The sequence below is a fragment of the Bacillus sp. cl96 genome, from assembly GCF_900100505.1.
GTDB lineage: Bacteria > Bacillota > Bacilli > Bacillales > Bacillaceae_G > Bacillus_A > Bacillus_A cereus.
Genome location: NZ_FNDM01000002.1, coordinates 310,338 through 331,922 on the forward strand (window position 1 = coordinate 310,338; position 21,585 = coordinate 331,922).

The following is a 21,585-nucleotide window of genomic DNA, read 5'->3' on the forward strand; positions in this document are numbered from 1 at the left end:
ATGGCAAAATGCCATCTTTTAATGTCCAGCCCCAGGCACAAGTAAGAATGTCGTGTAGTATGTAAATCCTATGAAGAAAACAGTTAAATATGCCCCAAATACGTATATATACATACGCTCTGTTAATTTTAAATAGCTTAAAAGTACGAAGAAACCTGTTTGTCCTAAAAATAGTAGTGCGGCCGGTTGCATATCCCCTACGTAAAACATAACCGAGAAAATTCCAGTCCAAAAGCCGAGAACGCGAAACATGCGCTCCATGCCATCTCCCTCCTTTTCTAAAAAAAGTAAACCTCACCTCATTATAGTTTATTTTTCTTACTATTGTAAATATTTGTTCATATAAAAAGAAGCCAATTATTATTGGCTTCTTTTTATATGAAAAATTAAATTGTTAGTTTATAATTACAAGATTTACATCCATCTAATAGACTATCATTTCGAGTTAATTCCATGTTAGGGAATAGGATTTCAAAAATCCCTTTCATCATATCTCCGTGCATGTTACAAATTTCAGTTGGATGATGAACAGCAACTTCTTTAAATGGACAATTGTGTACATCATAGAAAATTTTTGTTCCATCTGCACTTAATTCAAATGCAGGTGATAAGCCAGCTGTTGAGAAAGCTTCTTTTGCAATTTGAACTTTTTGTTCCACTGTTAAAGCATCTTCACTCACATTTAAACGTTGCATATGTTGTTGCATTAATTCAGCTCCGAATTGTTTTCCTGTTTCGTATAGCGCTTTCTCACCAGCAGCACCAAGACTAAGTAAAGAATTAAATGCGATTCTTGCTAACAATTGATAATCACGGAATGGAAATTGTAATTGGATAACATCTTCAGATAAGACATACAATCTGCTCGGTCGTCCGCCTTTTCCAGTTTTCTTCGTTTCCGATTTTAGCATATGAACATCTTCTAATTTAGATAAATGTAAACGCGCTACGTTTGGATGAATGTCAAACTCATCTGCAATTTCTTGTACCGTTACGTAACTATGTTTTTGCGAAATATATTTATAAATGTAATAACGAGTTGGGTCAGATAATACACCTGTAATTTTTAAAGCTTGTTCCATGAGGATCTCCACCTTTATCACTTTATCCAAGATAATAACATTATAATACAGATAAACATGAGTATAGGTAATTTCAGACAATAATTCGGAAATTGTTCATAATTTCACAAACATATTTTTCCTTTTTCCTCTATTGAAAATACAAAAGTCCAAATTTTTATTGCGCATGTTTTCATGCTATATACATAGTGAGGAGGGAAAAGTGATGAATGGGATTGAAATTTTTGCGAATGCAATTTTAAAAGAAGCGTGTAGGGTACAAGCGTCAGATTTACATATTGTGCCCCGGCAGAAGGATGTAGCGGTGCAACTACGTATAGGAAAAGATTTAATGACGAGACAGTGTATTGAAAAGGAGTTTGGAGAAAAACTTGTCTCACATTTCAAATTTTTAGCATCTATGGACATAGGCGAGAAACGGAAGCCACAGAATGGTTCGTTGTATTTGCAAATTGATGGACAAGAAGTGTATTTACGCCTTTCAACACTTCCAACAGTATATCAAGAAAGTCTCGTTATTCGCCTTCATTTACAAGCATCTGTTCAGCCCTTATCACATCTTTCGTTATTTCCAAGTACGGCAGCAAAACTACTCTCGTTTTTACGCTATTCACAGGGGCTACTTGTGTTTACTGGACCGACTGGATCTGGGAAGACGACGACAATGTATGCATTATTAGAGGTAATTAGAAAAAAGAAAACACGTCGCATCATTACACTTGAAGATCCGGTTGAAAAAAGAAGTGACGATGTATTACAAATTCAAATAAATGAAAAAGCGGGTCTCACATATGAAACAGGATTAAAGGCTATTTTACGTCATGATCCAGATATTATTTTAGTCGGTGAAATCCGTGATGAAGAAACAGCAAAAATAGCTATAAGAGCAAGTTTGACAGGACATTTAGTAATGACAACACTGCATACGAATGATGCGAAAGGAGCAATCATTCGCTTCATGGATTATGGTATAACGAGGCAAGAGATTGAACAGTCTTTATTGGCTGTAGCTGCACAGCGACTTGTCGAATTGAAGTGTCCGTTTTGCAGAGGAAAGTGCTCAACTTTATGTAAATCAATGAGGCAAGTAAGGCAGGCTAGCATATATGAGCTACTATATGGATATGAGTTAAAACAAGCGCTTAAAGAAGCTGGTGGAGAATGTGTTACTTACAAACATGAGACTTTAGAATCGTCAATACGAAAAGGATATGCTTTAGGTTTTTTAGAAGAAGATGTTTATGTTTAAGAAAACTTGGAGTTTAAGTGATCAAGTAGTATTGTTGAAACGTTTAGGAGAATTATTAGAAAAAGGCTACTCTCTTTTACAAGCATTAGAATTTTTACAGTTTCAATTACCTGTAGAAAAGAAAGTACAATTGCAGCGCATGATTGAGGGGTTAAAAGATGGGAAAAGTCTACACGATTCTTTTCATCAGTTAAAGTTTCATCAGGACATGTTAAGTTATTTATTTTATGCCGAGCAACATGGTGATATTTCTTTTGCTTTGCAACAAGGAAGTGCACTTCTTTATAAGAAAGATAAGTATAGGAGAGACATGACGAAAATAATGCAGTATCCTATGTTTTTGATGTTTTTTCTACTAATCATGCTCTTTATTTTTAAACTCATTTTATTACCTCAGGTTGAAATGGTTTATAGTTCGTTCGGTTCTAATACACCACTACTTACAGAACAAATTTTAAGTGCAATAAAACTGCTACCTTACATTATTTTAACCGCTATTTTAACTGTTATTATTGGAGGTATTTTATACATGTTGTATTTTAGGAAACTTCCACATATTAGACAGGTAAAAATTATGCTTCGTATTCCCCTCATCAAAACATTTCTTATTTTAAAGCATTCACATTATTTTGCTACTCAGTTGAGTGGTTTATTAAAAGGTGGACTATCAGTATGTGAAGCTTTAACAATAATGATGGAGCAAAGATATCATCCGTTCTTTAAATATGAAGCGAGCCGGATTGAAAGACAATTAATTGGAGGAGAACAGTTACATTCTATCATTGCTAAAAGTGGGTATTACGAGAAAGAACTTTCTTATGTTATTACGCATGGACAAGCAAACGGCAATTTAGGGATTGAATTAGGTGACTATAGCGATCTTATTATGGAAAAGATGGAACGGAAAATTAAACATATGTTAGTTATCATTCAGCCTATTTTATTTACATGTATTGGAGGAATCGTTGTCCTTATGTACTTAGCGATGATTATGCCGATGTTTCAAATGATGAATTCTATTTAGGGGGCATTTGTATGCAGAATGAGGAAGGGTTTACTCTGTTAGAGATGCTATTAGTAATGGTTGTCATAACTATATTATTACTATTAATTATTCCGAATGTAGTTACACAGCGCTCATCGGTCCAAGGAAAAGGTTGTGCAGCTTACGTGAAAGCTATAGAAGCGCAAATACAAGTATATCAATTACAACATAATAAAATTCCATCGTTAAAAGAACTGACAGATGAAAAGTATATTACAACTGATAAGTGCCCGAATGGCGAATCTATTCATATTTCAGATGATGGCGCAGTATCAATTAGGGCATTGTGAAACAACAGGGGTTTACTTTTTTAGAAATGTTACTCGTTTTATTTGCTATTTCTGTATTAAGTATAGTTACGTATTTTAGTGTTCATTCCTTATACGAGCGACAAAAAGTTGAACAATTTTTGAGACAGTTTTCAAATGATATTTTGTATATGCAGCAATTAGCGATAAACCGTCAAAAGCACTATACATTACGTTGGCATAAAGATAGAAATATGTATGCTATAAAAGAGTCAGGTACAAAGTATTATATCGTCAAGCGAGAGTATGAAGAAGATATACAAATTGATTTGCATACGTTTCCAAATCCGATGACATATAATCCAAGTGGAAATATTAATAGAGGTGGTACGATTATAATTTCGTATCGAAATTATAAATATGAAATTGTATTTCAGCTTGGAAGAGGGAGATTTACGTATCGTGAAATGTCAAAAAGGATCCATAATGGCTGAAATGATTGTATCGTTAAGTGTTTTAATGATGGCTGTATCGTTACTACTACCGCAAACAGTATTAGTTATGCAAGAAAGAAAAAATATACAAATTCGTTATAAGGCAACTGGATTATTAAAAAAAGAAGCAGCTATATATATGTATGGAAATGAAGACAAGCGAATAATAGAAAAGAATATAAATGGAATTGTGTATTACACATATTGGGGAGGCAATGAAGTTTGTACCATGTGGAGAGATGTGAAAGACAGAATGATGGAACAATGCTTTTATGTAGGAGAAAAAATAAATTAGAATTTGGTTTTTCATTAATAGAAATGATTGTATGTCTGTTTCTATTATCAATATTTTTTTTGCTCTTTCCCCGCCTACATTTCATTGAAATGGAAAATAAACAGTCAAAAGGATTAAATGATTGGGAGTGGGATGTGTATTTAGGGCAAATGCAATTGGAGTTTCGTGAAGTATCATCTGGAGAACAGCTAGCATTTGAAAATGGAGAAAGTATTTTACGATTCCGATCGCGTAATGGGAGTGAAGTATCGTATGAAAAAGAGAATAGTCGTCTTATAAGAAAGGTAAATAGGCGCGGGAGGGAAGTTGTTTTACAAAATATTGGAACGGTTTCTTACAAACTAACACCTCATGTACTCATTATAAATGTGAAAGATACTAGTGGGAAAATATATGAAGGTGTAGTTATGCGATATAGCGAAATAGGAATAAACGTATGAGAAAGCAAAATGGATTTACAATGCCTGGAACGATTATCTTTCTTATTTTATTAACTTCTTTTTTTATATACGAAACAAATATGTTGTTTACAGATAAAAAATTTTATATAGAAATAGAACAAAAGTTTTTATTGGATGAATTACTTAACCGATCTATTACAGATATAAAAAAAGATTTACAGCAAAAAGAAAAAGAAGGTACATTTTTCTTTCAGTATGAAAAGGGAGAAGCGAGTGGAAATTATGTCTTTGAAAATGATTTAATTCTCGTTACGTTGCAGTGCACACTCAAACAGGAAGCTTTCTATACGGTAGGTTTTCGGTATAGAAAAAAGGATGGGAAAATAGTCGATTGGATAGAAGGATAATATGTAAAATATATGTAAATAAACCAAGGTTTCCTATTGTAAATTAAATTGATTTTTTAGAAGAAATGGATAAATATAATGATTAAAAGTTTAAATTTTCTCAAAAAAGAGAAAGGTAGAAAGAATATGATATATTCATGCTATCCAATCATTATTTTTAGGGAGAATAGGGAAATGACAAACAACAATCAAATAGGTGAAAATAAGGAACAAACTATTTTTGATCATAAAGGAAATACGATTATGACAGAAGATAGAGAAATACACATTATTTCAAAATTTGAAGAACCTCTTATTGTCGTATTAGCAAATGTACTAAGTGATGAAGAGTGTGATGAATTGATTGAAATGTCTAAAAATAAAATGGAGCGTTCTAAAATTGGTTCATCACGTGATGTAAATGATATTCGAACAAGTAGCGGTGCATTTTTGGAAGACAATGAGCTTACTTCAAAGATTGAAAAACGAATTTCATCTATCATGAATGTTCCTGCGTCGCATGGTGAAGGATTACACATTTTAAATTATGAAGTGGATCAACAATATAAAGCACACTATGATTATTTTGCGGAACATAGTAGATCAGCTGCTAACAATCGTATTAGTACGCTTGTAATGTACTTAAATGATGTAGAAGAAGGCGGGGAAACGTACTTCCCGAAATTAAATCTTTCTGTACATCCTAGAAAAGGAATGGCAGTATACTTTGAGTATTTTTATCAAGGTCAATCACTAAATGAGCTTACGTTACACGGAGGGGCACCTGTAACGAAAGGCGAGAAATGGATTGCAACGCAGTGGGTGAGAAGAGGTACTTATAAGTAAAAGCGAATGTTACGTTTTGTTCTTCATAGTATAAGAACAAAACGTTTTTTTATTAAACAAAGTAGCATCTTTCGTTATAATAACAATTAATAAATGACGATTGAGAGGACAGAAAATGAAATCTATATACATAACCGGCTATATGGGAGCAGGGAAAACAACAATTGGAAAAGCGTTAAGTAAAGAACTTCAAATAGATGTTGTAGATACTGATCAAAAAATTGAAGAGAAGCAAGAGAAGGCAATTCGAAATATTTTTGCCGAAGAAGGCGAAATGGCTTTTCGGGAATATGAAAGCGAAATGTTACGTGCGCTACCAGTCCATAATGTCATTATTACAACTGGTGGGGGAATTATTGAACGAGCAGAAAATCGCAAGTGGATGAAAGAGAACGGAACTGTCGTGTATTTATATTGTGATCCGCATGTAATTGCAGAAAGGCTTAGTGAAGATACGACACGTCCACTATTTCAAAAGAAAGATATAGATGCATTTGTAACGAAATTTGAATCACGCCGAGCTTATTATGAAGAGGCTCACATTCATATCGATACGACAAATAAGTCTGTAAAGCAAATTATGAATGAATTAAAGGAAAAGATTAATGTATAAAAAAGTGGACATACTAATCAAGTAGAGGTGATGATAATATGTCTACTAATGATTATGTTCGCTTTGTGACGCAGCAGTTTGTGTCGTATATGGATGCTCCAAAAGAAGATCGAAAACAAAAGAAAGAACAACGCCGTGCTGAAAAAGAGCCATTTATGAATAAGTGGTTTGGTGTTATGCCGCTGAGTGCTGCTTTGTTTTACCGAAATGTAAAAAGTAAAAGAAAAAAATCAAGTTAATTATTTTTTACGAGTTTTTACGGTGAAAATATATTGGATCCTTTTGTGATAAGTATATGGGATGAAAAATTCCTAGTGCAATAAGGAAAGCTACTGAAAAAATTCCTCGGGATATTATTTTTAGCGGCTTTTCTATTTGCTATAGAAGGTTTTTTATATGGGAAAATATTATCTATGCCAATGAAATTAAACAAGATTAATGGCTATATGAAAAGTTATGTATTTATTTAATCTGGGTCCTTTGTAAAGGACAATAAAAAAAGTTAGGCGGCAGTAAGAAGATGGTTTCTGTATCCAACAGGAATCATCTTCTTTAAATTTCACTGATATCTATGCTGGTTATAGTATTTCATATAATCTTTAAATTCTTAAGATGAATTAAGAATAGTATAATATCCGCTATCATATACTAATAAAATGTTTTCATTCGATAGTTACGTAACGAATCTCGTATTAGGCATGGTGACACAATATCGCATACATACCATTTGAGAGAGTGGGTCTGGAAACTTGGGCTCTCGAACGGAAGAACTTTCTAGGGGCATTGGATTGGATGAGTTCGGGATATGTTCGTTTCCAACAATCCAGTTCAAATATAGCTTTCTACGAGACTATTTATTCGTCATAGTATTTCTTATGCTCTTTTTTCATTATTTCAATTAGGTCTAATCTATCATAGGCCTTAAAAAAATATATCGCTTTATCGAAACAAGCTTTGATTTCATCAAAATGAAAATGTAACCCTTCTTTACATTCACCCAAAATGTAGTAAAGTGGTCCGATTACAACGGACTTACCAGATATTTTTGCCATAGAAATAGCTTTTTCTGATATTTCTATCCCCTTCTTAAATAATCCGTTTCTTTTAAGAGCATTTGCATAATTATATAGAACAATTACCTTGAAATTTTCATCAGTGTATATAAAATTATCCTCTATAATTTTCTCATAGTTTTTAATGGCTTGTTGGAGCATTCCAGCGCTTAAGTAAACCGTAGCAATCGAGCTCTGTACATCTAAAAATAAATTTCGGTCTGAAAAGTAAGTGTCTTTACTTTCTAGTATTTCTTGTAGCTTTGCTATACATTGTTGGTACCGTATTTTTCCTAATTTATACTCGGAAATTGCTTCCACCCATTTCAAGAAGCAAACATAGTCAACATCGGAATTGTAAGCTTTGAGCTCATTTTTGCTAATTTGGAGAGCTTCAGGATACAAACCTTGCCCGACTAAATAGCGTAATTCTTTCTTTTTATTTGTAATATGTTGAAAATTTTCAGTACGAAAGCTTTCCAGTAAGTATTCGAGGGGAACTTCCAAACGATTGGCAATTATTAATAAAGTATCGATTGACGGTAAGACTAATCCATGTTCGATTCTACTTATGAAAGATTGTCCTCCAATCCCATCCCCTAGTTCAGATTGTGATAGTCCCCTTATTTTTCTTATTCTACGAATTGCTTTTCCGTGAGAAGCAATGTTCATTTATTTCACTCTCCTATTAGAAATATGCAGAATTTGCATAAAACTGAGTTTAAGAGTGGTTTATTATAAAAATGTACTTCCGAAACCACCAACTACAGTTTGTTTTAAGTTAACAATTCATTCTCCTAGTATACTTTGCGAGCACTATAGGAGAACTGGTCATAAAAGGTAGATTATAAGAATAATAACCTTCAACTATTTCGGACGTACAAATTAACTTTGCAGGAGGAAATCGATGAAAAAGGTAGCATTAATTCTTTGTTTGGTAGCAATCTTAGGCGCTAGTAATACAATTGAAAATGAAAATCTAGCAGATATGCCCGAAATATTTGCAACTACAAAAATCGATGGATAAATAAAATAGATATTTTGTGAAAAAATAATATATTCAACCTTGAAACTGAAGATTTAAGGTTAAATATGTAGCTGAATTTGAGTTTGAATTTGTTTTTTAAAATAATAGTTTATATTAATTTATCATAATTATTAGAATAATGCAAAAACAAAAGGAGGTAGTTTTAAACATGATCGCGACCATAAGTAAGAATCGTACTTTTCCAACGTGGCATTTCTCTATGTTATCGGATAGGATAAGAAACAATACTATATTTGAAGGAATTTCTAGGATGGATGTGGAAGGTAAAACGGTTTTTGAAATCGGTACAGGTGCAGGGTTGATAGCTCTCCTTTTTGCAAGACAAGGAGCAAAAAAGGTAGTAACTTGTGAAGTGAATGAAGAACTAGCCGAACTAGCGCAGTATAACATAGATAAAGCAGGATTTTCTGATATTGTGACCGTTGTAAACATGAAGTCATCTGAATTAATTGATAAAAAGATATTGGATTTTTCACCAGATATTATATTTACTGAAACGTTCGATTGTGGGGTTATTGGAGAAGGTTATCGTGAAATATCCAAAGATATCCAACGCATTTCAAACGATAAAACAATTGTTCTTCCAGGACTTGTTACACAATATGGATGTCTTGTAAACAGCGAAGATATGTTTGGCCTAAACAGTGTACAGGATGACATATTAGGGTTCGATTTATCGTCTATTAATCAGTATAGTTCACAATGTTACTTCCCAGTAAAAGCTAGTGTATATAACTTTGAATCCATGTCAGAAACCTTTGTATTGCGCCCATATGATTTTAAACAGGGCGATGTTAAAGTCACGCATATAGATATAAATCCAAGTGTGGATTCAGTTTGTCACGGTGTTTTATCTTACTTTGTTATGGACTTTAATGGAGTCCGTGTTTCCAATGACGTAAGTGATGTATCTCATTGGCATCAAGCTTTTCATCCTTTTGAAAAACCTATTTTTCTATCTAAAAATAATAGCTACAAATTAATGGTCGATTTAAATAATAAGATAACTATTATACAAAACTAGGAGTGTTATTATGGAATATAAAAAATCTGTACTAGAACCAAAAATTACTGATAATTTTGGAGACAAAGCGCTAGCAAAGGATGCATTGTTATATTTTTGCAATTCCCCTTTGTTCTACGATAATGACAATAGATATGAAGAAAATTTCTATGGTAGACGCATAAGACCACATGTTCTAAAGCATATAAACTTTGATGAACCGTTGGAGCTTAAAGATATGCTTTCGTATTCTTCTTTTGCAGCAAATAGAGCTTTATTTTCTATGAATGATACTAGCTTTTTATACCTTCCTACTAAAGGTGATTTATGCTATACAGACTTCAACGATTTTTATGATGATAAAAGATTGGCTGCAGCTGGTGTTGCCATACCGTATCTTGAAAATTATTTATTCTCGTTTTTGAATGATGAAATTAAAGTGTCAGATAATTGGAATCTAAAATTAGTTGAAGATTATTTTAACGACTATATTAATTCTATGTATGACCAAAAGACCATGGATTCTGCGGAGAGTATTAAAAATAGTATCGATAAAAAAAATGCAGCACAAGATTGGCTACTGCAGCTAGCCCCAGACTTTTTAATAGAATCATCTCCTATGGCTAGATATTCATCAGGTAATTATGGGGAAATGGGGAGCGCATTATTTCGTATAATAATAGACGAATTAGGCTATGGAGATCACAAACAAAGACATTCTACATTATTTGAAAAAACGCTTGAGTCAGCAGGTCTAAACAATGTACCGCATTATTATTGGCAATACTATCTTAATACTAGTCTACTTTTAGCAAACTACTATAATATGATTACAAGAAATAAAAGAAATATATTTAGGTACATAGGTGCAATATTTTTGGCAGAAACGTCGTTTATAGTTAGCTGTAAGATTTGGTTAGATGCCTTAAAAGATGCACTACCAAATATGTTTGAAAATTATTTTAAGGAACATTGCCATATTGATACTCATCATAGTAAAACGGCGTTTGATGATCTTGTTAAACCAGCTATAGAAAAATACGGCACAACAGCTGCCGTTGAAATTGTAAGAGGATTTGAAGAAGCGAGATTTTTAGGCGAATTAGCAGAAAAGGACTTTGCTGATCAAATAGAATGGAAAGATAAGGCATCATACTACAAAAATGCCCATGATATCATTTTCACGAAGGTAAAAGAAGGTTGCAGTAGTGGTAAAGTTACAGTTGGACGGTTTGTTGAACCTAAGGGTGAATTATCTATAACACATACACATGATAACGACGAGCTATGTCATATCGTCTCTGGCGAAATGGAGTTTCTAAATGGATTTGGTAAATCAACTATACTCAAAGCAAACGAAGGTACTATAATCAAGGCAAATAGGTTACACGGTGCTTTAATTGTTTCTGATGAATGCGAATACGAAATATATTCGATAGGTGATTTGAACCAATGGCTGTAAAAATATTTAGAGGTAATATACAGAATTTTCATATTTCTTTTCCGGATGAAAACAAAGGAGTCTACTGTGAAATACTAGGTGATAAACCTAAGATTATTAACAATCAATGTAAACACAGAGGTGGACCAATTCATTTGTGCAAGATTGATCAAGATAACAAAAGAAGATGTATATGGCATAATTTGGTGATAAATAAACTAGAAACGTGCAACTTTGTAGGGGTTGTTTACATCAAAAGCATGAAAAAGATTACCGTTGTGGCTGATTACAATGGTAATAATTGGCCAGTTAGTTTTACAAGTTCTAATATAAATATTTAGATTTAAGTGAAATTATTGGTATCACATTAACTAATATTGTGTGTAAGAAACACTATTTGAAAATATAAATTTAAGAAAGAAGGAATGTAAAACATGAAAATCGACTCTAAACCACAATACGCACCTGGAATATCTGAGTTTATTGATAAAGTAAATTCAGTATACCCTCCAGATTCTTACAAAAAAGATGTAAGTATACAGAGAGCTCTTTACTCCGAATTGGGGGAGGCATTTCCGGTGCCTGAGGTTACAGATGTAAGCAGCAGAGACGTTATCGTCCCACACTTTAACGTAGAAAAAAAAATGCGGATATATACACCAAAGAATATTAAAAAAGATGGGATTTTGGTATACATCAGAGGGGGCGGGTTTGTATTAGGGAATTTAGAGACTCACGATAAACTTGTTGCTGAGCTCTGCAGTAATACAGGATTGGTCACAATAGCAGCAGATTTTAGAATGTCTCCAGAAAGTAAGTTCCCATCTGCATTAGAAGATTGTTATGACATTATTAACTATATATCTCTCAATAAAGAAGTGCTGAATTTAAAAGGAAATATAGTATTATGCGGCGAAAGTTCTGGGGCTAATATGATAGTTTCCCTGTGCATGTTATGTAGGGACAGAAATGGTCCTTTAATTTCAGGACAGGCACTAATAAGTCCTCTATTAGATTTTCATAGATGGAAACACGGTGGCGAGGATGCACCTTTACTTACAGGTGGAGAAATGGAATTTTATACGTCATGTTACGCAAAACAGGATGAACTGATTAACGTATTCGTTTCACCTTTAATAAACGGAAAATTTCATAACCTACCGCCTGCCTATATCATGGGAGCTGAAGTTGACTCATTATTAATAGACAGTGTGGAATACCATAACAGACTACAAGAAAATAATATACAATCCGAGCTTGTTATTGAAAAAGGACTAACGCATGCAGCGGTAAGGGCTAGAGGGGTATCGCCTGACGTTCATGACTCATGGATAAGGTTTTGTAAAAAAGCCTATGATTTAACATGTTAACTACAAATAAAGATGTAATTATAGTTGTTGATCCATATTCATCAGGAGCCTTGTACGCAGAAGCGCTAAAATCTTTTGGCCTGTGTCCTATTGCATTGATGTCTACAGTAGAACCGTTAGAAAACTATAAATCATCTTTAAAACTACATGAATTTTTTGATGTTATTGTTAATGATGGTGATATAAACAAGCTAGTAGATACTATTAAAAAATTAAATCCAAAGTGTATAATCGCAGGGGCTGAGCCTGGTGTTGAACTGGCAGAAACCTTGGCAAGTATAATAACTCCATCATTTTCAAATGATAAGCACTTAATAGAAGTAAGAAGACATAAAGGGAACATGCACAAGGCTTTAGTGTCGAATAATTTACCAACCATAAATCAGATATGTACAAATGACATCACTGAGGTTGAGAACTGGTTAGAAACAATCAAAAACAAGGATATTGTAATAAAGCCCCCTAAAAGTGCTGGTACAGATGGAGTAACGAGGGTTAAAAATGGAGATGACTGGAAAGGAGTCTTTAATGACCTTCTTGGAAAAATGAATAAATTAGATATAGTAAATGAAGAGTTAGTAGTACAAGAATACGTAGTAGGCGTCGAATACGTAGTTGATTTTTTCAGTTATGAAGGTAATCATGTAGTGTGCGATATATGTAGATATAAAAAGATTGATAATGGAAATTTAATGGCGATATATGACTATATGGAGTGGGTTTCTGCAGAAGAGATAGACTATGAAAATATAGTAGAATACGCTAAACAAGCTCTAGACGCAATTGGTATAAAATTTGGGCCATCACACCTTGAGCTTATGTTAACTGAAGACGGACCGAGATTGATTGAGGTAGGAGCAAGGCTACATGGGGGAGGTCACCCTAATTTTTGTAGAATAGCAACAGGTGATAGTCCACTAGACAAAACAGTGCGATACCTGGCAGGTTGCTATGAAGAAGTATCAAAAGACTATACGTTAAATACAAATGTAACCATTGTATTTTTAGTATGTAAGAAATCTGGATTTGTTAAAGATATTTCAGTGTTAGAAGATATAAAAAACTTACCTAGTTATCACTTCTCTTCTATGAATATACAAGAAGGGCAATATATAGAGCAAACAAAAGACTTATTTGATAGCTTCTCTATCGGATTTGTTGCACTGTGTCACAAAGACAAGGGACAAATTGAATCAGACTATATAAGTATAGTGAACGCTGTAGACAAAGCCTTAAATTAATCAAAACCACCCGTCATGAGCGGGTGGTTTTAATGATACAACAAATGATCTGCTCCGAGTGTATATTTGTGACGAGTTAAATTCAAACCTGATACTTGGCTTCATTGGTTTTTCATCTTCTCCAATCATATGAATCAGGATACATATAATTACGCAACAACTCGCCATTGTAATTTCGTTATCTTGCTATTACATTTCGAAATGCTTACAATACAGGATTTAGAGGTTTATACTGAATCTAGAGGTGATTCAAAATGAAATACAATTGGAAAATGAATCCGAACCAAACTAATCAACAACCAGACTCTGACAATCCATTTCTACCCATCCCTGTTTCTGATGAACAATGGCAGGCTGTTGTTGATAATGATGCTTCTTATGACGGACATTTTTTTTATGCAGTGAAAACAACAGGGATTTTTTGTCGCCCTTCTTGTAAATCAAGGGTACCAAAAAGAGAAAACATTGGCTTTTTTGAAAATACTAAACAAGCACTAGCCGCAAATTTTCGTCCCTGCAAACGGTGCAAGCCAACCGGGCAAAGAATGCCCGATGAAGAGTGGATTGCCTTCGTAACTGAATATGTGGATAGCCACTACGATGAAAAATTGACGCTTGAAGTCCTTGCGCTTCTGAGTCATGGAACCCCTTATCACTTGCACAGAACTTTTAAAAAAATCAAGGGCATGACCCCAGTGGACTACATCCAACATGTTCGAATAGAGAAGGCGAAAATGTTATTGACTACTTTGGATGACCCAGTTTCTAAAGTTGGTGAGTCTGTCGGACTTTCCAATACACCATATTTTATCACGCTGTTTAAGAAGAAAACCGGACAAACGCCGGAAACTTACCGTAGACAGCAAAAACAATACTTGAAGGAGGTGTTTTCAAATGGCATCTAAAAAAGGAAGTTCTCTCTATTGGTCCTTGTTTTCTTATGAAGACTGGAAGATGTACATTGCCGCAACAAATAATGGCCTATGTTTTGTTGGGTCGCAAAATCAGCCATTCGAAGAATTGGTGAAATGGGCAAATCATTACTTTCCTGGAAACGACCTGATTCAAGATGACGAAAAATTGCAACCCTTTGCAGATGAGTTTGTTGAATATTTTCAAGGCAAGATTAATCGGTTCACCATTCCAATCTTTTATCACGGCACACCTTTTCAGGAAGCGGTATGGAAGGCACTATGTGATATTCCGTACGGCCAAACTCGATCTTACTCGGATATTGCTCAACAAATTCAAAAACCGACTGCAGTTCGGGCCATTGGGAGGGCTATTGGAGCGAACCCAATCCTCATTACTGTTCCATGCCATCGTGTTATCGGAAAAAATGGATCGCTAACGGGCTATCGTGGCGGAATGGAAATGAAAACGCAATTGCTGGAACTTGAACGAGGCTTTACAAACAGTGGGAAGGAGTTGCAACATGTCTGACCAGCATATAGTATCTTTAGCCAAACTCAATTGGGCTGAGCTACATCAAATGCTTGACACACAGGGGTACGCCAAGCTGCCGTCCCTTCTAAATGCGGAATCATGTGCATGTCTAATCCAAGACTATGAAGACGAATCCCTATATCGCAAGACCATCGACATGAAACGATATCGTTTTGGAATCGGGGAGTACAAATATTATCATACGCCTCTTCCTGATCAGTTACAACAAATCCGTGATAACTTGTACCCAGAGTTAGCCAAAGCGGCAAATCGTTGGCTGGAACAGTTAAATAAATCACCCGAATACCCAGAAACCCTGGAAATGTTTCTTGATCAATGTCACCAGGCGGGGCAGAAACGACCTACCCCGCTAATTTTGAAATACGAAGCAGGGGGCTACAATTGCCTCCATCAGGATTTGTACGGGGATATCTTCTTCCCTTTTCAAGTTGTGTTTACTCTGAACCAACAGAACGAAGACTATACAGGCGGTGAATTTTTACTCGTTGAACAACGACCACGGGCACAGAGCAGAGGTCATGTCATTACGCTTAATCGAGGTGAAGGTCTCATTTTTCCAACTCAATATCGACCGGTATTGGGTGCGCGTGGATATTACAAGGTGGCTCTGCGACACGGCGTTGGTACCGTCAATTCGGGAATGCGGTATAGCCTGGGGGTTATATTTCATGATGCGAAGTAAACCCAAACTCAAATTACATCTTTATAAGCATGTAACAATCCTGAATTGCTGCTTCTTCTTCAATCCATACGCCAGATATGATTTAGTAGGTGATTGGGGATGACAATCGAATATTTATATAAAACGCCCAAAACACTGCTGAATAAGGGAACTGGTTTTTTGTCCGGTTATAGTCATTCGTTGAATCCCTATACGGGATGTGTGTTCGCCTGCTCGTATTGCTATGTGCGGCAAATGCCTGTCTCCATTTTCCGTAACTCGGAATGGGGGACATGGGTAGATATTAAAAAAGATGCTGCACTCACATTCCAAAAAGAATTGATTAGAGCTAAGGCCAAAGGTCCAGTCACCATCTTCATGTCATCCAGTACGGACCCTTATCAACCAATCGAACACAAGGAGAAAATTACGCAGTCTTTACTGGAAATTATGGTGGATAATCCCCCGGACTTCTTGCTTGTTCAAACACGTAGCCCACTTGTCCGCAGGGATATAAAGATGCTGCAACAGTTAGGAACAAAAGTTCGGGTGAGTATGACAGTAGAGACCGATAGGGAAGATATTCGCAAGCATTTTACGCCATATGCTCCCCCTATTCCAGCAAGACTTAAAACACTCCAACTGCTTGCTGAACTCGGTATTCCTGCACAGGTTGCCATCGCACCCATATTACCAAGTAGCGAGCGGTTTGCAGAAATATTGCGCCCCTTGGTTAACCGAGTATGTATTGACGATTACTTTATGGGGGACGGCAGCGGTGGTAAACGAACAAGCAGGATGGGCTTACAAGCCTTATATAGAAGTATAAAAATGGAAGAATGGTATCATCCATCCGTCTATCAATTGGTTTATAAACGAATGCGGCAGTATTTTTCGGAAGATGAACTTTTCATTAGCCAGAAGGGTTTCGAGCCCTAACGTTATAATAGGTTTCAAATTTTTTGTGGTATAGACATTAGATAAAAAATAGGTCTTGCCTGATCTTACTTATATCGTAAACCTAGTAGTTTATAATATTAATTAATGGGGGGGTTATTATGAAAGATAGCAAACGTTTTAATTTTCACAAACTTTGGCTAGGACAATCAATAAGTTTGTTAGGTACCCAGCTTACAATGGTAGCTTTACCTCTTTTTGCATTAGAGGTGCTACAAACAAGCGAGGCAAATGCTGCCATGCTTCGTGGGGTTATATTTGTACCCTACCTAATTTTCGGGTTAGTAGCCGGTGCTTTGATAGATATCTTTCATAGAAAAAATGTTTTGCTAATTTGTAGTATATGTCAAGGAGTATTATTTTTATCAGTATTCATACTGACTGTAACAAATATTTTAACGTTCCCTTTATTAGTTTTTATCATGTTTTTAAATGGAATATTTACTACATTTTATAACATTGCTGTTCCTTCTTTCTTACCGGAAATAGTAACAGATAAAGACAAGTTAAAAAAAGGAAATGCCCAACTAGCTCTTTCGGAGTCTCTTTCTGTAGTAATTGGTCCTATGCTAGCAGGAATCATCATTACTCTATTTGGATTAACAGGCTCTTTCACTATTGACGCAGTAACGTATTTTGTTTGTTTTGCATTTGTACTATTTATTTCAAAGTTTAAACCACATACAGATGGATCTTTAAAAGACGTAAATATAAAATCCATATACCAAAACATATATGAAGGCTTGGTATATTTTAAAAAACACCCTGTATTGGAACCAATTGTAACCTGTGGCGCTGTTTACGGTTTTTTTAAATACATACTAAATAGTATTTTAGTAATATTCCTGTATAAGGTAATGGGTCTATCTGAACTTGAAATAGGGTTTGTTGTAGGCTCAGCAGCAGTGGGATTTTTAATAGGCAATACGGTTCTCATGAAAAAAAGTCAACAAATTAATAATACAAAAATGCTTATTTATAGCGCTACTGTATCAGTTACTGGTTTGGCCTTTATACCGATAATGGGATATATGGGAACCGTTTACGGTATAGTAGCTGCAAGTATCATACATGGTATGGGAGAAGGTGTATTTGGCCCTTACGCTGCAACCATACGACAACTTGCCTCACCAAATCACATGCTAGGCCGAGTAAATGCTGTACAACGTACGCTGAATTGGGGGGCTTGGGCATTAGGAAGTTTTGCTAGTGCATTTTTAGTTTCTATATTTGGGCTTCAAACTACGTTATTCATAGGAGGATTCGGAACAACATTGTGTTTAGTGGCCTTGTTAAGACGTGGCGTATCAAAAGGAAATGACATTGAATATACGAGTTCATTTTAGAGGAGATGATTATGATGTATAAGGTATCAAAAGGAAATGACATTGAATATACTACACCACACATTTTATTTATAGGGGGATGGACAAAGCCAATACAAGATGCTTTAGACAGTGGATATACTGTTTCATATATAGGATCTTACGCTAAACATATATATTTCGATGGAACTATCTTAGAAAAGTGTTACTATAAAAAAGAAATAGACACAACAAACATACCCTTGTCTGTATACTATGCTGAAGAATTATTCAAAGAGAAACCATTTGATGTGGTTATATCTTTCAACGAAACAGCCTTAGATACGGCTTGCATAATCGCAAAGATTTTTAATGTTAAAGGACCTTCTTACAATGCCAATTTGATAACGCGCAATAAAGACATGATGCGTGAAATGCTAGCAGGCAAAAACTTTTCGATAGACTCGAAAGTTTGCAATACTATTGAAGACATTGATGAATTTTTGAACAAAAAAGATAGTATTATAATAAAGCCTCGGATTGGCGCAGGTGGTAAAGGAGTATCCAAGCTAGATACAGGAGATGATGTAGGAGTATTTATTAAAGATAACGGTATTCAACTACCGGTTTTAGTAGAAGAGTACATTGAAGGTGATGTAGTTTATACGGTCGAAACCGTTTCTTATAACAAAAAACATTCTATACTAGCTATATCAGCTGAAGTATTTAAAGAAGATACGTTTATAATAAACTATACTATTATGCCAGCACCTATAGACGAATCTCAAAAACAATTAATTATGGAGAAAGTAATGCTATTTTTGGACGACATGCAAATGGAAAACGGCATTACTCATACAGAAATAAAGATAGACAAACACAATAAACCAAGAATCATAGAGTCTCAAGTTAGAATAGGTGGCGGAAATATTTGGAAAATGGTGGAGCTAACAACGGGCATATCTCAATTTGGATACTATTTTGATACGTTAGCTACTGAGACTATAGATGAATTTAGATGTGTACCTTCAAAATGTCAAGCCATGTCTTTAAGCTTGATTCCAAAACCAGGTTGCTTAAAAGAAATCAAGTATAAAGAGTTAGCTAACATGTCCGAGGTTGTATTAATTGATCTATTAGTAAAAGAGGGCGATATCATACCAGCTATTGTGGATAGCACTCAACGCAAAGGATCTATATTATTTACGGCTAATGATATAGAACATATGTATGAAGTCGCAGATAAAATATGTGACAATATAACGTTTGTTTATCAAGACTTGTCAGAATGGAAACCTTCTTTTGTCCATTGCAAGAAAACAGAATAAAAAGAAAATAAAAAACACAGGAAAAATGCTTTTTCTGTGTTTTTTTGCAGTCATTATTTTTAATTTATTTAAATTGTTTCCGTTTCATACTACGAATGAGAGCTTTCGTTTCTTTATCTACACGATAAGATTCTGTAATTTTTTGCAAAGCTTTATTATAAGTGAAATCATCGAGAGTATTATGTTTTAAATAGTCCAATGTTAAATCGGGGAACTTTATATAGCAGATAGACACCGCCCAAGCAATAGCCATTTTTGCGTAAAAACCATTATGTTTTGTGTTATCGAGTAGAGTTAGAACTTTACTAATATATCCATTTTCAATATAAAAGTCTAAAAGCATAACTACGCCAAATCGAACTTCATATTCATTTTTTGATGAAAGATAAGACTGTAAAAATTCCCATACAGCCTCTCTATGTTCTTTGGTAAATTTAAGTCCTATGCAGAAACTATCGCAAACTGACCAATTATCTATTTTGGGTATGAAAGAAGCTACATAAGATAATTGGTCATTAATATCTGTTTTAACATAGCCAATAACCATACCTTGTAACATAATTTCCTCAAAATATTCATCTTCGGCTGTTTTTAGATAAGTACGCCAATCATCCTTTGCAATCTTCTTTGCTATTTTACGTAATTCGGGTAGTCGAACACCCAAAACATTATCAATATTAGGTATGAGTGCTGCTGAAAATTTTTGATATTCTGGATCGATAAGTTCAAAAATTTGTGTTCTAATTGTATTTTTCATCCGTATCCTCCTGATATTTAACTATGGTAGAAAATGATATATCAATATAGGGTTCTCCATAAATAAAACGTTGCATAGGATTCCCAATTTGTCCAAGTGGTAGCATATTCTTTAATTTCTTTTTTTGTTGGTTTTGTTTCAGATCCTGTGAGTAGCTTAATTACATTATGCAAACCGACATCATCGATTGGAAAAGCAGTAGGAAACCGCAAGCATCGCATTAGAACGTAATTCGCTGTCCATGGACCAATACCACGAATTCTAACTAAAAGTTTTTCAGCTTTTTTATGGTCATTAGTATGTAACAAGGATTGTTTTGTTAATTTTCCGTCTACCATAAGTTGTGCAACACCAATCAAATACTCACATTTCTTTATGGTCATTTTTAATGGAGGTAAATCTTCGACAGTCAATTTAGCAATCTTTTGTGGCAGTGGGAAAATCAAATATTTATTTCCATTCCATTCCACATGTTCACCAAAATTTTCTACTAAACGTCTTTTCAATGTATACGCATAGGTGAGGGTGATTTGCTGTCCAAGAATTCCCCAACATAAGGCTTCAAATAAATCGGGAATTCCCATATTACGTAAGCCATAGTGCTCTTTGATAGGCGTATTTAATAATTTATCTTTTTCAGCTAAAACATAAAAGGGAGATAGATTAGTGTCTAAATCAAACCATTCACGTACAAAACTAGCAACCGTCGCACGAATAATTTTATCTCTTGCTCAAAATCTTGCCAAGAACCATGTGGGAGAATGGAACAACAATTTTTACAAGGGAGATAGCCAGAATGCATAACCTCTTTTCTAGATTTGAATACTGTGATATTTTGTTCTTTTTGTACATTTTCACACCATGGAAAGCAATATATTTTACTAGTTATATCACCTATAAAATATGGAGCATCCCATTCAGTATTGTTAATATACTTTTTCATCAAATTCCTCCTGTTTTTTCATACATAACTCTAATATATTTTTATCATAAATTTCTTTTATTTGATTTTGTAATCTTGCTCTTATATTCCCAAATCCGTACAAATGATGAATTCTGGGTTTATACTAGTTTTCCATGGAGGTGATTACATGAGAAAACAAAATAAGCCAACAGTTGTAAATGCAATAGACGAAATCAATTTAACTGATGAGAGATGGTGGGCTATCATACAAAATGATGCATCATACAATGGGGAATTTTATTACGCAGTAAAAACAACAAAGCTTATTTGTCTTTCATCCTGTAAGTCACGTATTCCAAATGGAGTATGTATATTGCCACTACTAAAAGAGAG

Annotated in this window: 25 protein-coding genes and 3 pseudogenes; 22 read left to right on the top strand and 6 right to left on the bottom strand. The window is 34.6% G+C overall.

What is annotated here, in order from left to right; translation table 11 throughout:
* Nucleotides 1-18: 18 nt before the first annotated feature.
* Nucleotides 19-261 (bottom strand): DUF2626 domain-containing protein, encoded by a 243-nt coding sequence (locus tag BLT20_RS05965; RefSeq protein WP_000440716.1) that lies wholly within the window; start codon nucleotides 259-261, stop codon nucleotides 19-21.
* A 125-nt stretch (nucleotides 262-386) separates the two neighbouring features.
* Nucleotides 387-1,082 (bottom strand): helix-turn-helix transcriptional regulator, encoded by a 696-nt coding sequence (locus tag BLT20_RS05970; protein ID WP_000434125.1) that lies wholly within the window; start codon nucleotides 1,080-1,082, stop codon nucleotides 387-389.
* A 205-nt stretch (nucleotides 1,083-1,287) separates the two neighbouring features.
* Between BLT20_RS05970 and comGA the strand changes: the two genes are divergently transcribed.
* From comGA to BLT20_RS06020, 10 genes are all read left to right on the top strand, one after another.
* Nucleotides 1,288-2,331: a competence type IV pilus ATPase ComGA gene (comGA, locus tag BLT20_RS05975; RefSeq protein WP_001013170.1), complete on the top strand. Its 1,044-nt coding sequence runs from the start codon at nucleotides 1,288-1,290 to the stop codon at nucleotides 2,329-2,331.
* On the top strand, nucleotides 2,318-3,355 hold the full coding sequence (gene comGB / locus BLT20_RS05980) for a competence type IV pilus assembly protein ComGB (protein ID WP_016125800.1): 1,038 nt from the start codon (nucleotides 2,318-2,320) through the stop codon (nucleotides 3,353-3,355). The genes comGA and comGB overlap by 14 nt, the downstream gene beginning before the upstream one ends.
* 11 nt (nucleotides 3,356-3,366) lie before the next feature.
* Nucleotides 3,367-3,666 carry a competence type IV pilus major pilin ComGC gene (comGC, locus tag BLT20_RS05985; RefSeq protein WP_001178684.1) on the top strand — a complete coding sequence of 100 codons (300 nt, stop codon included), beginning with the start codon at nucleotides 3,367-3,369 and terminating at the stop codon, nucleotides 3,664-3,666.
* A complete protein-coding gene (gene comGD / locus BLT20_RS05990) occupies nucleotides 3,663-4,118 on the top strand; it encodes a competence type IV pilus minor pilin ComGD (RefSeq protein WP_000813141.1) in 456 nt (151 codons plus the stop codon). The genes comGC and comGD overlap by 4 nt, the downstream gene beginning before the upstream one ends.
* Nucleotides 4,111-4,413, top strand: coding sequence for a hypothetical protein (locus BLT20_RS05995; protein WP_000829468.1), 303 nt, complete (start codon nucleotides 4,111-4,113; stop codon nucleotides 4,411-4,413). The genes comGD and BLT20_RS05995 overlap by 8 nt, the downstream gene beginning before the upstream one ends.
* A complete protein-coding gene (gene comGF / locus BLT20_RS06000) occupies nucleotides 4,383-4,853 on the top strand; it encodes a competence type IV pilus minor pilin ComGF (protein WP_000923101.1) in 471 nt (156 codons plus the stop codon). Before BLT20_RS05995 ends, comGF begins: the two co-directional genes overlap by 31 nt.
* Nucleotides 4,850-5,221: a competence type IV pilus minor pilin ComGG gene (gene comGG / locus BLT20_RS06005; protein WP_001231316.1), complete on the top strand. Its 372-nt coding sequence runs from the start codon at nucleotides 4,850-4,852 to the stop codon at nucleotides 5,219-5,221. The genes comGF and comGG overlap by 4 nt, the downstream gene beginning before the upstream one ends.
* A 174-nt stretch (nucleotides 5,222-5,395) precedes the next feature.
* On the top strand, nucleotides 5,396-6,046 hold the full coding sequence (locus BLT20_RS06010) for a 2OG-Fe(II) oxygenase (protein WP_000183858.1): 651 nt from the start codon (nucleotides 5,396-5,398) through the stop codon (nucleotides 6,044-6,046).
* A 115-nt stretch (nucleotides 6,047-6,161) separates the two neighbouring features.
* The gene (locus BLT20_RS06015; RefSeq protein ID WP_000836646.1) at nucleotides 6,162-6,659 is read left to right on the top strand and encodes a shikimate kinase; all 498 of its coding nucleotides are present in this window, start codon (nucleotides 6,162-6,164) and stop codon (nucleotides 6,657-6,659) included.
* A gap of 38 nt (nucleotides 6,660-6,697) precedes the next feature.
* Complete coding sequence (locus BLT20_RS06020) at nucleotides 6,698-6,898, top strand: YqzE family protein (RefSeq protein ID WP_000106083.1); 201 nt, start codon at nucleotides 6,698-6,700, stop codon at nucleotides 6,896-6,898.
* A gap of 263 nt (nucleotides 6,899-7,161) precedes the next feature.
* Here the strand turns inward: BLT20_RS06020 and BLT20_RS31245 are convergent.
* Both BLT20_RS31245 and BLT20_RS06025 read right to left on the bottom strand, forming a co-directional pair.
* Nucleotides 7,162-7,266, bottom strand: a pseudogene (locus tag BLT20_RS31245) (IS3 family transposase); the annotation flags it as partial.
* Nucleotides 7,267-7,513: 247 nt separating this feature from the next.
* A complete protein-coding gene (locus BLT20_RS06025; protein WP_001017515.1) occupies nucleotides 7,514-8,383 on the bottom strand; it encodes a helix-turn-helix domain-containing protein in 870 nt (289 codons plus the stop codon).
* A 524-nt stretch (nucleotides 8,384-8,907) separates the two neighbouring features.
* Here BLT20_RS06025 and BLT20_RS06030 point away from each other — a divergent pair.
* From BLT20_RS06030 to BLT20_RS06080, 11 genes are all read left to right on the top strand, one after another.
* Entirely contained in the window at nucleotides 8,908-9,783 is an 876-nt protein-coding gene (locus tag BLT20_RS06030) for a 50S ribosomal protein L11 methyltransferase (RefSeq protein WP_000562119.1), read from the top strand.
* A gap of 10 nt (nucleotides 9,784-9,793) precedes the next feature.
* On the top strand, nucleotides 9,794-11,224 hold the full coding sequence (locus BLT20_RS06035; RefSeq protein ID WP_000455863.1) for an iron-containing redox enzyme family protein: 1,431 nt from the start codon (nucleotides 9,794-9,796) through the stop codon (nucleotides 11,222-11,224).
* Nucleotides 11,215-11,544, top strand: a complete 330-nt coding sequence (locus tag BLT20_RS06040) for a Rieske 2Fe-2S domain-containing protein (RefSeq protein WP_000268745.1) — start codon at nucleotides 11,215-11,217, stop codon at nucleotides 11,542-11,544. Before BLT20_RS06035 ends, BLT20_RS06040 begins: the two co-directional genes overlap by 10 nt.
* Before the next feature lie 93 nt (nucleotides 11,545-11,637).
* Complete coding sequence (locus BLT20_RS06045; protein WP_000687285.1) at nucleotides 11,638-12,573, top strand: alpha/beta hydrolase; 936 nt, start codon at nucleotides 11,638-11,640, stop codon at nucleotides 12,571-12,573.
* On the top strand, nucleotides 12,567-13,814 hold the full coding sequence (locus BLT20_RS06050) for an ATP-grasp domain-containing protein (RefSeq protein WP_000958346.1): 1,248 nt from the start codon (nucleotides 12,567-12,569) through the stop codon (nucleotides 13,812-13,814). Before BLT20_RS06045 ends, BLT20_RS06050 begins: the two co-directional genes overlap by 7 nt.
* A 254-nt stretch (nucleotides 13,815-14,068) precedes the next feature.
* Entirely contained in the window at nucleotides 14,069-14,719 is a 651-nt protein-coding gene (locus BLT20_RS06055) for a bifunctional transcriptional activator/DNA repair enzyme AdaA (protein ID WP_000876844.1), read from the top strand.
* A complete protein-coding gene (locus BLT20_RS06060) occupies nucleotides 14,709-15,257 on the top strand; it encodes a methylated-DNA--[protein]-cysteine S-methyltransferase (RefSeq protein WP_000157105.1) in 549 nt (182 codons plus the stop codon). Before BLT20_RS06055 ends, BLT20_RS06060 begins: the two co-directional genes overlap by 11 nt.
* Complete coding sequence (locus tag BLT20_RS06065) at nucleotides 15,250-15,963, top strand: 2OG-Fe(II) oxygenase (RefSeq protein WP_001283443.1); 714 nt, start codon at nucleotides 15,250-15,252, stop codon at nucleotides 15,961-15,963. Before BLT20_RS06060 ends, BLT20_RS06065 begins: the two co-directional genes overlap by 8 nt.
* A gap of 99 nt (nucleotides 15,964-16,062) precedes the next feature.
* Complete coding sequence (locus tag BLT20_RS06070) at nucleotides 16,063-16,881, top strand: SPL family radical SAM protein (RefSeq protein ID WP_000151595.1); 819 nt, start codon at nucleotides 16,063-16,065, stop codon at nucleotides 16,879-16,881.
* Nucleotides 16,882-17,000: 119 nt separating this feature from the next.
* Nucleotides 17,001-18,245 carry an MFS transporter gene (locus BLT20_RS06075; RefSeq protein ID WP_000655288.1) on the top strand — a complete coding sequence of 415 codons (1,245 nt, stop codon included), beginning with the start codon at nucleotides 17,001-17,003 and terminating at the stop codon, nucleotides 18,243-18,245.
* 14 nt (nucleotides 18,246-18,259) lie between these two features.
* Nucleotides 18,260-19,531 carry an ATP-grasp domain-containing protein gene (locus BLT20_RS06080; protein ID WP_000278931.1) on the top strand — a complete coding sequence of 424 codons (1,272 nt, stop codon included), beginning with the start codon at nucleotides 18,260-18,262 and terminating at the stop codon, nucleotides 19,529-19,531.
* A gap of 64 nt (nucleotides 19,532-19,595) precedes the next feature.
* Here BLT20_RS06080 and BLT20_RS06085 read toward each other — a convergent pair whose 3' ends face one another.
* Together BLT20_RS06085 and BLT20_RS06090 are read right to left on the bottom strand one after the other, a co-directional pair.
* The gene (locus tag BLT20_RS06085) at nucleotides 19,596-20,288 is read right to left on the bottom strand and encodes a DNA alkylation repair protein (RefSeq protein WP_000799123.1); all 693 of its coding nucleotides are present in this window, start codon (nucleotides 20,286-20,288) and stop codon (nucleotides 19,596-19,598) included.
* A 41-nt stretch (nucleotides 20,289-20,329) separates the two neighbouring features.
* A pseudogene (locus BLT20_RS06090) lies at nucleotides 20,330-21,231 on the bottom strand (Ada metal-binding domain-containing protein).
* A gap of 148 nt (nucleotides 21,232-21,379) precedes the next feature.
* On the opposite strand from BLT20_RS06090, the pseudogene BLT20_RS30750 reads away from it, so the two are divergent.
* Nucleotides 21,380-21,553: pseudogene (locus tag BLT20_RS30750) on the top strand (Ada metal-binding domain-containing protein); the annotation flags it as partial.
* Between the last annotated feature and the right edge of the window lie 32 nt (nucleotides 21,554-21,585).

What these genes read in the sequence shown, in the direction of transcription:
- BLT20_RS05965 (WP_000440716.1), bottom strand. Translation starts at nt 261, where the DNA reads ATGGAGCGCATGTTTCGCGTTCTCGGCTTTTGGACTGGAATTTTCTCG.
- BLT20_RS05970 (WP_000434125.1), bottom strand. Translation starts at nt 1,082, where the DNA reads ATGGAACAAGCTTTAAAAATTACAGGTGTATTATCTGACCCAACTCGT.
- comGA (WP_001013170.1), top strand. Translation starts at nt 1,288, where the DNA reads ATGAATGGGATTGAAATTTTTGCGAATGCAATTTTAAAAGAAGCGTGT.
- comGB (WP_016125800.1), top strand. Translation starts at nt 2,318, where the DNA reads ATGTTTATGTTTAAGAAAACTTGGAGTTTAAGTGATCAAGTAGTATTG.
- comGC (WP_001178684.1), top strand. Translation starts at nt 3,367, where the DNA reads ATGCAGAATGAGGAAGGGTTTACTCTGTTAGAGATGCTATTAGTAATG.
- BLT20_RS05995 (WP_000829468.1), top strand. Translation starts at nt 4,111, where the DNA reads ATGGCTGAAATGATTGTATCGTTAAGTGTTTTAATGATGGCTGTATCG.
- comGF (WP_000923101.1), top strand. Translation starts at nt 4,383, where the DNA reads ATGCTTTTATGTAGGAGAAAAAATAAATTAGAATTTGGTTTTTCATTA.
- comGG (WP_001231316.1), top strand. Translation starts at nt 4,850, where the DNA reads ATGAGAAAGCAAAATGGATTTACAATGCCTGGAACGATTATCTTTCTT.
- BLT20_RS06010 (WP_000183858.1), top strand. Translation starts at nt 5,396, where the DNA reads ATGACAAACAACAATCAAATAGGTGAAAATAAGGAACAAACTATTTTT.
- BLT20_RS06015 (WP_000836646.1), top strand. Translation starts at nt 6,162, where the DNA reads ATGAAATCTATATACATAACCGGCTATATGGGAGCAGGGAAAACAACA.
- BLT20_RS06020 (WP_000106083.1), top strand. Translation starts at nt 6,698, where the DNA reads ATGTCTACTAATGATTATGTTCGCTTTGTGACGCAGCAGTTTGTGTCG.
- BLT20_RS06025 (WP_001017515.1), bottom strand. Translation starts at nt 8,383, where the DNA reads ATGAACATTGCTTCTCACGGAAAAGCAATTCGTAGAATAAGAAAAATA.
- BLT20_RS06030 (WP_000562119.1), top strand. Translation starts at nt 8,908, where the DNA reads ATGATCGCGACCATAAGTAAGAATCGTACTTTTCCAACGTGGCATTTC.
- BLT20_RS06035 (WP_000455863.1), top strand. Translation starts at nt 9,794, where the DNA reads ATGGAATATAAAAAATCTGTACTAGAACCAAAAATTACTGATAATTTT.
- BLT20_RS06040 (WP_000268745.1), top strand. Translation starts at nt 11,215, where the DNA reads ATGGCTGTAAAAATATTTAGAGGTAATATACAGAATTTTCATATTTCT.
- BLT20_RS06045 (WP_000687285.1), top strand. Translation starts at nt 11,638, where the DNA reads ATGAAAATCGACTCTAAACCACAATACGCACCTGGAATATCTGAGTTT.
- BLT20_RS06050 (WP_000958346.1), top strand. Translation starts at nt 12,567, where the DNA reads ATGTTAACTACAAATAAAGATGTAATTATAGTTGTTGATCCATATTCA.
- BLT20_RS06055 (WP_000876844.1), top strand. Translation starts at nt 14,069, where the DNA reads ATGAAATACAATTGGAAAATGAATCCGAACCAAACTAATCAACAACCA.
- BLT20_RS06060 (WP_000157105.1), top strand. Translation starts at nt 14,709, where the DNA reads ATGGCATCTAAAAAAGGAAGTTCTCTCTATTGGTCCTTGTTTTCTTAT.
- BLT20_RS06065 (WP_001283443.1), top strand. Translation starts at nt 15,250, where the DNA reads ATGTCTGACCAGCATATAGTATCTTTAGCCAAACTCAATTGGGCTGAG.
- BLT20_RS06070 (WP_000151595.1), top strand. Translation starts at nt 16,063, where the DNA reads ATGACAATCGAATATTTATATAAAACGCCCAAAACACTGCTGAATAAG.
- BLT20_RS06075 (WP_000655288.1), top strand. Translation starts at nt 17,001, where the DNA reads ATGAAAGATAGCAAACGTTTTAATTTTCACAAACTTTGGCTAGGACAA.
- BLT20_RS06080 (WP_000278931.1), top strand. Translation starts at nt 18,260, where the DNA reads ATGTATAAGGTATCAAAAGGAAATGACATTGAATATACTACACCACAC.
- BLT20_RS06085 (WP_000799123.1), bottom strand. Translation starts at nt 20,288, where the DNA reads ATGAAAAATACAATTAGAACACAAATTTTTGAACTTATCGATCCAGAA.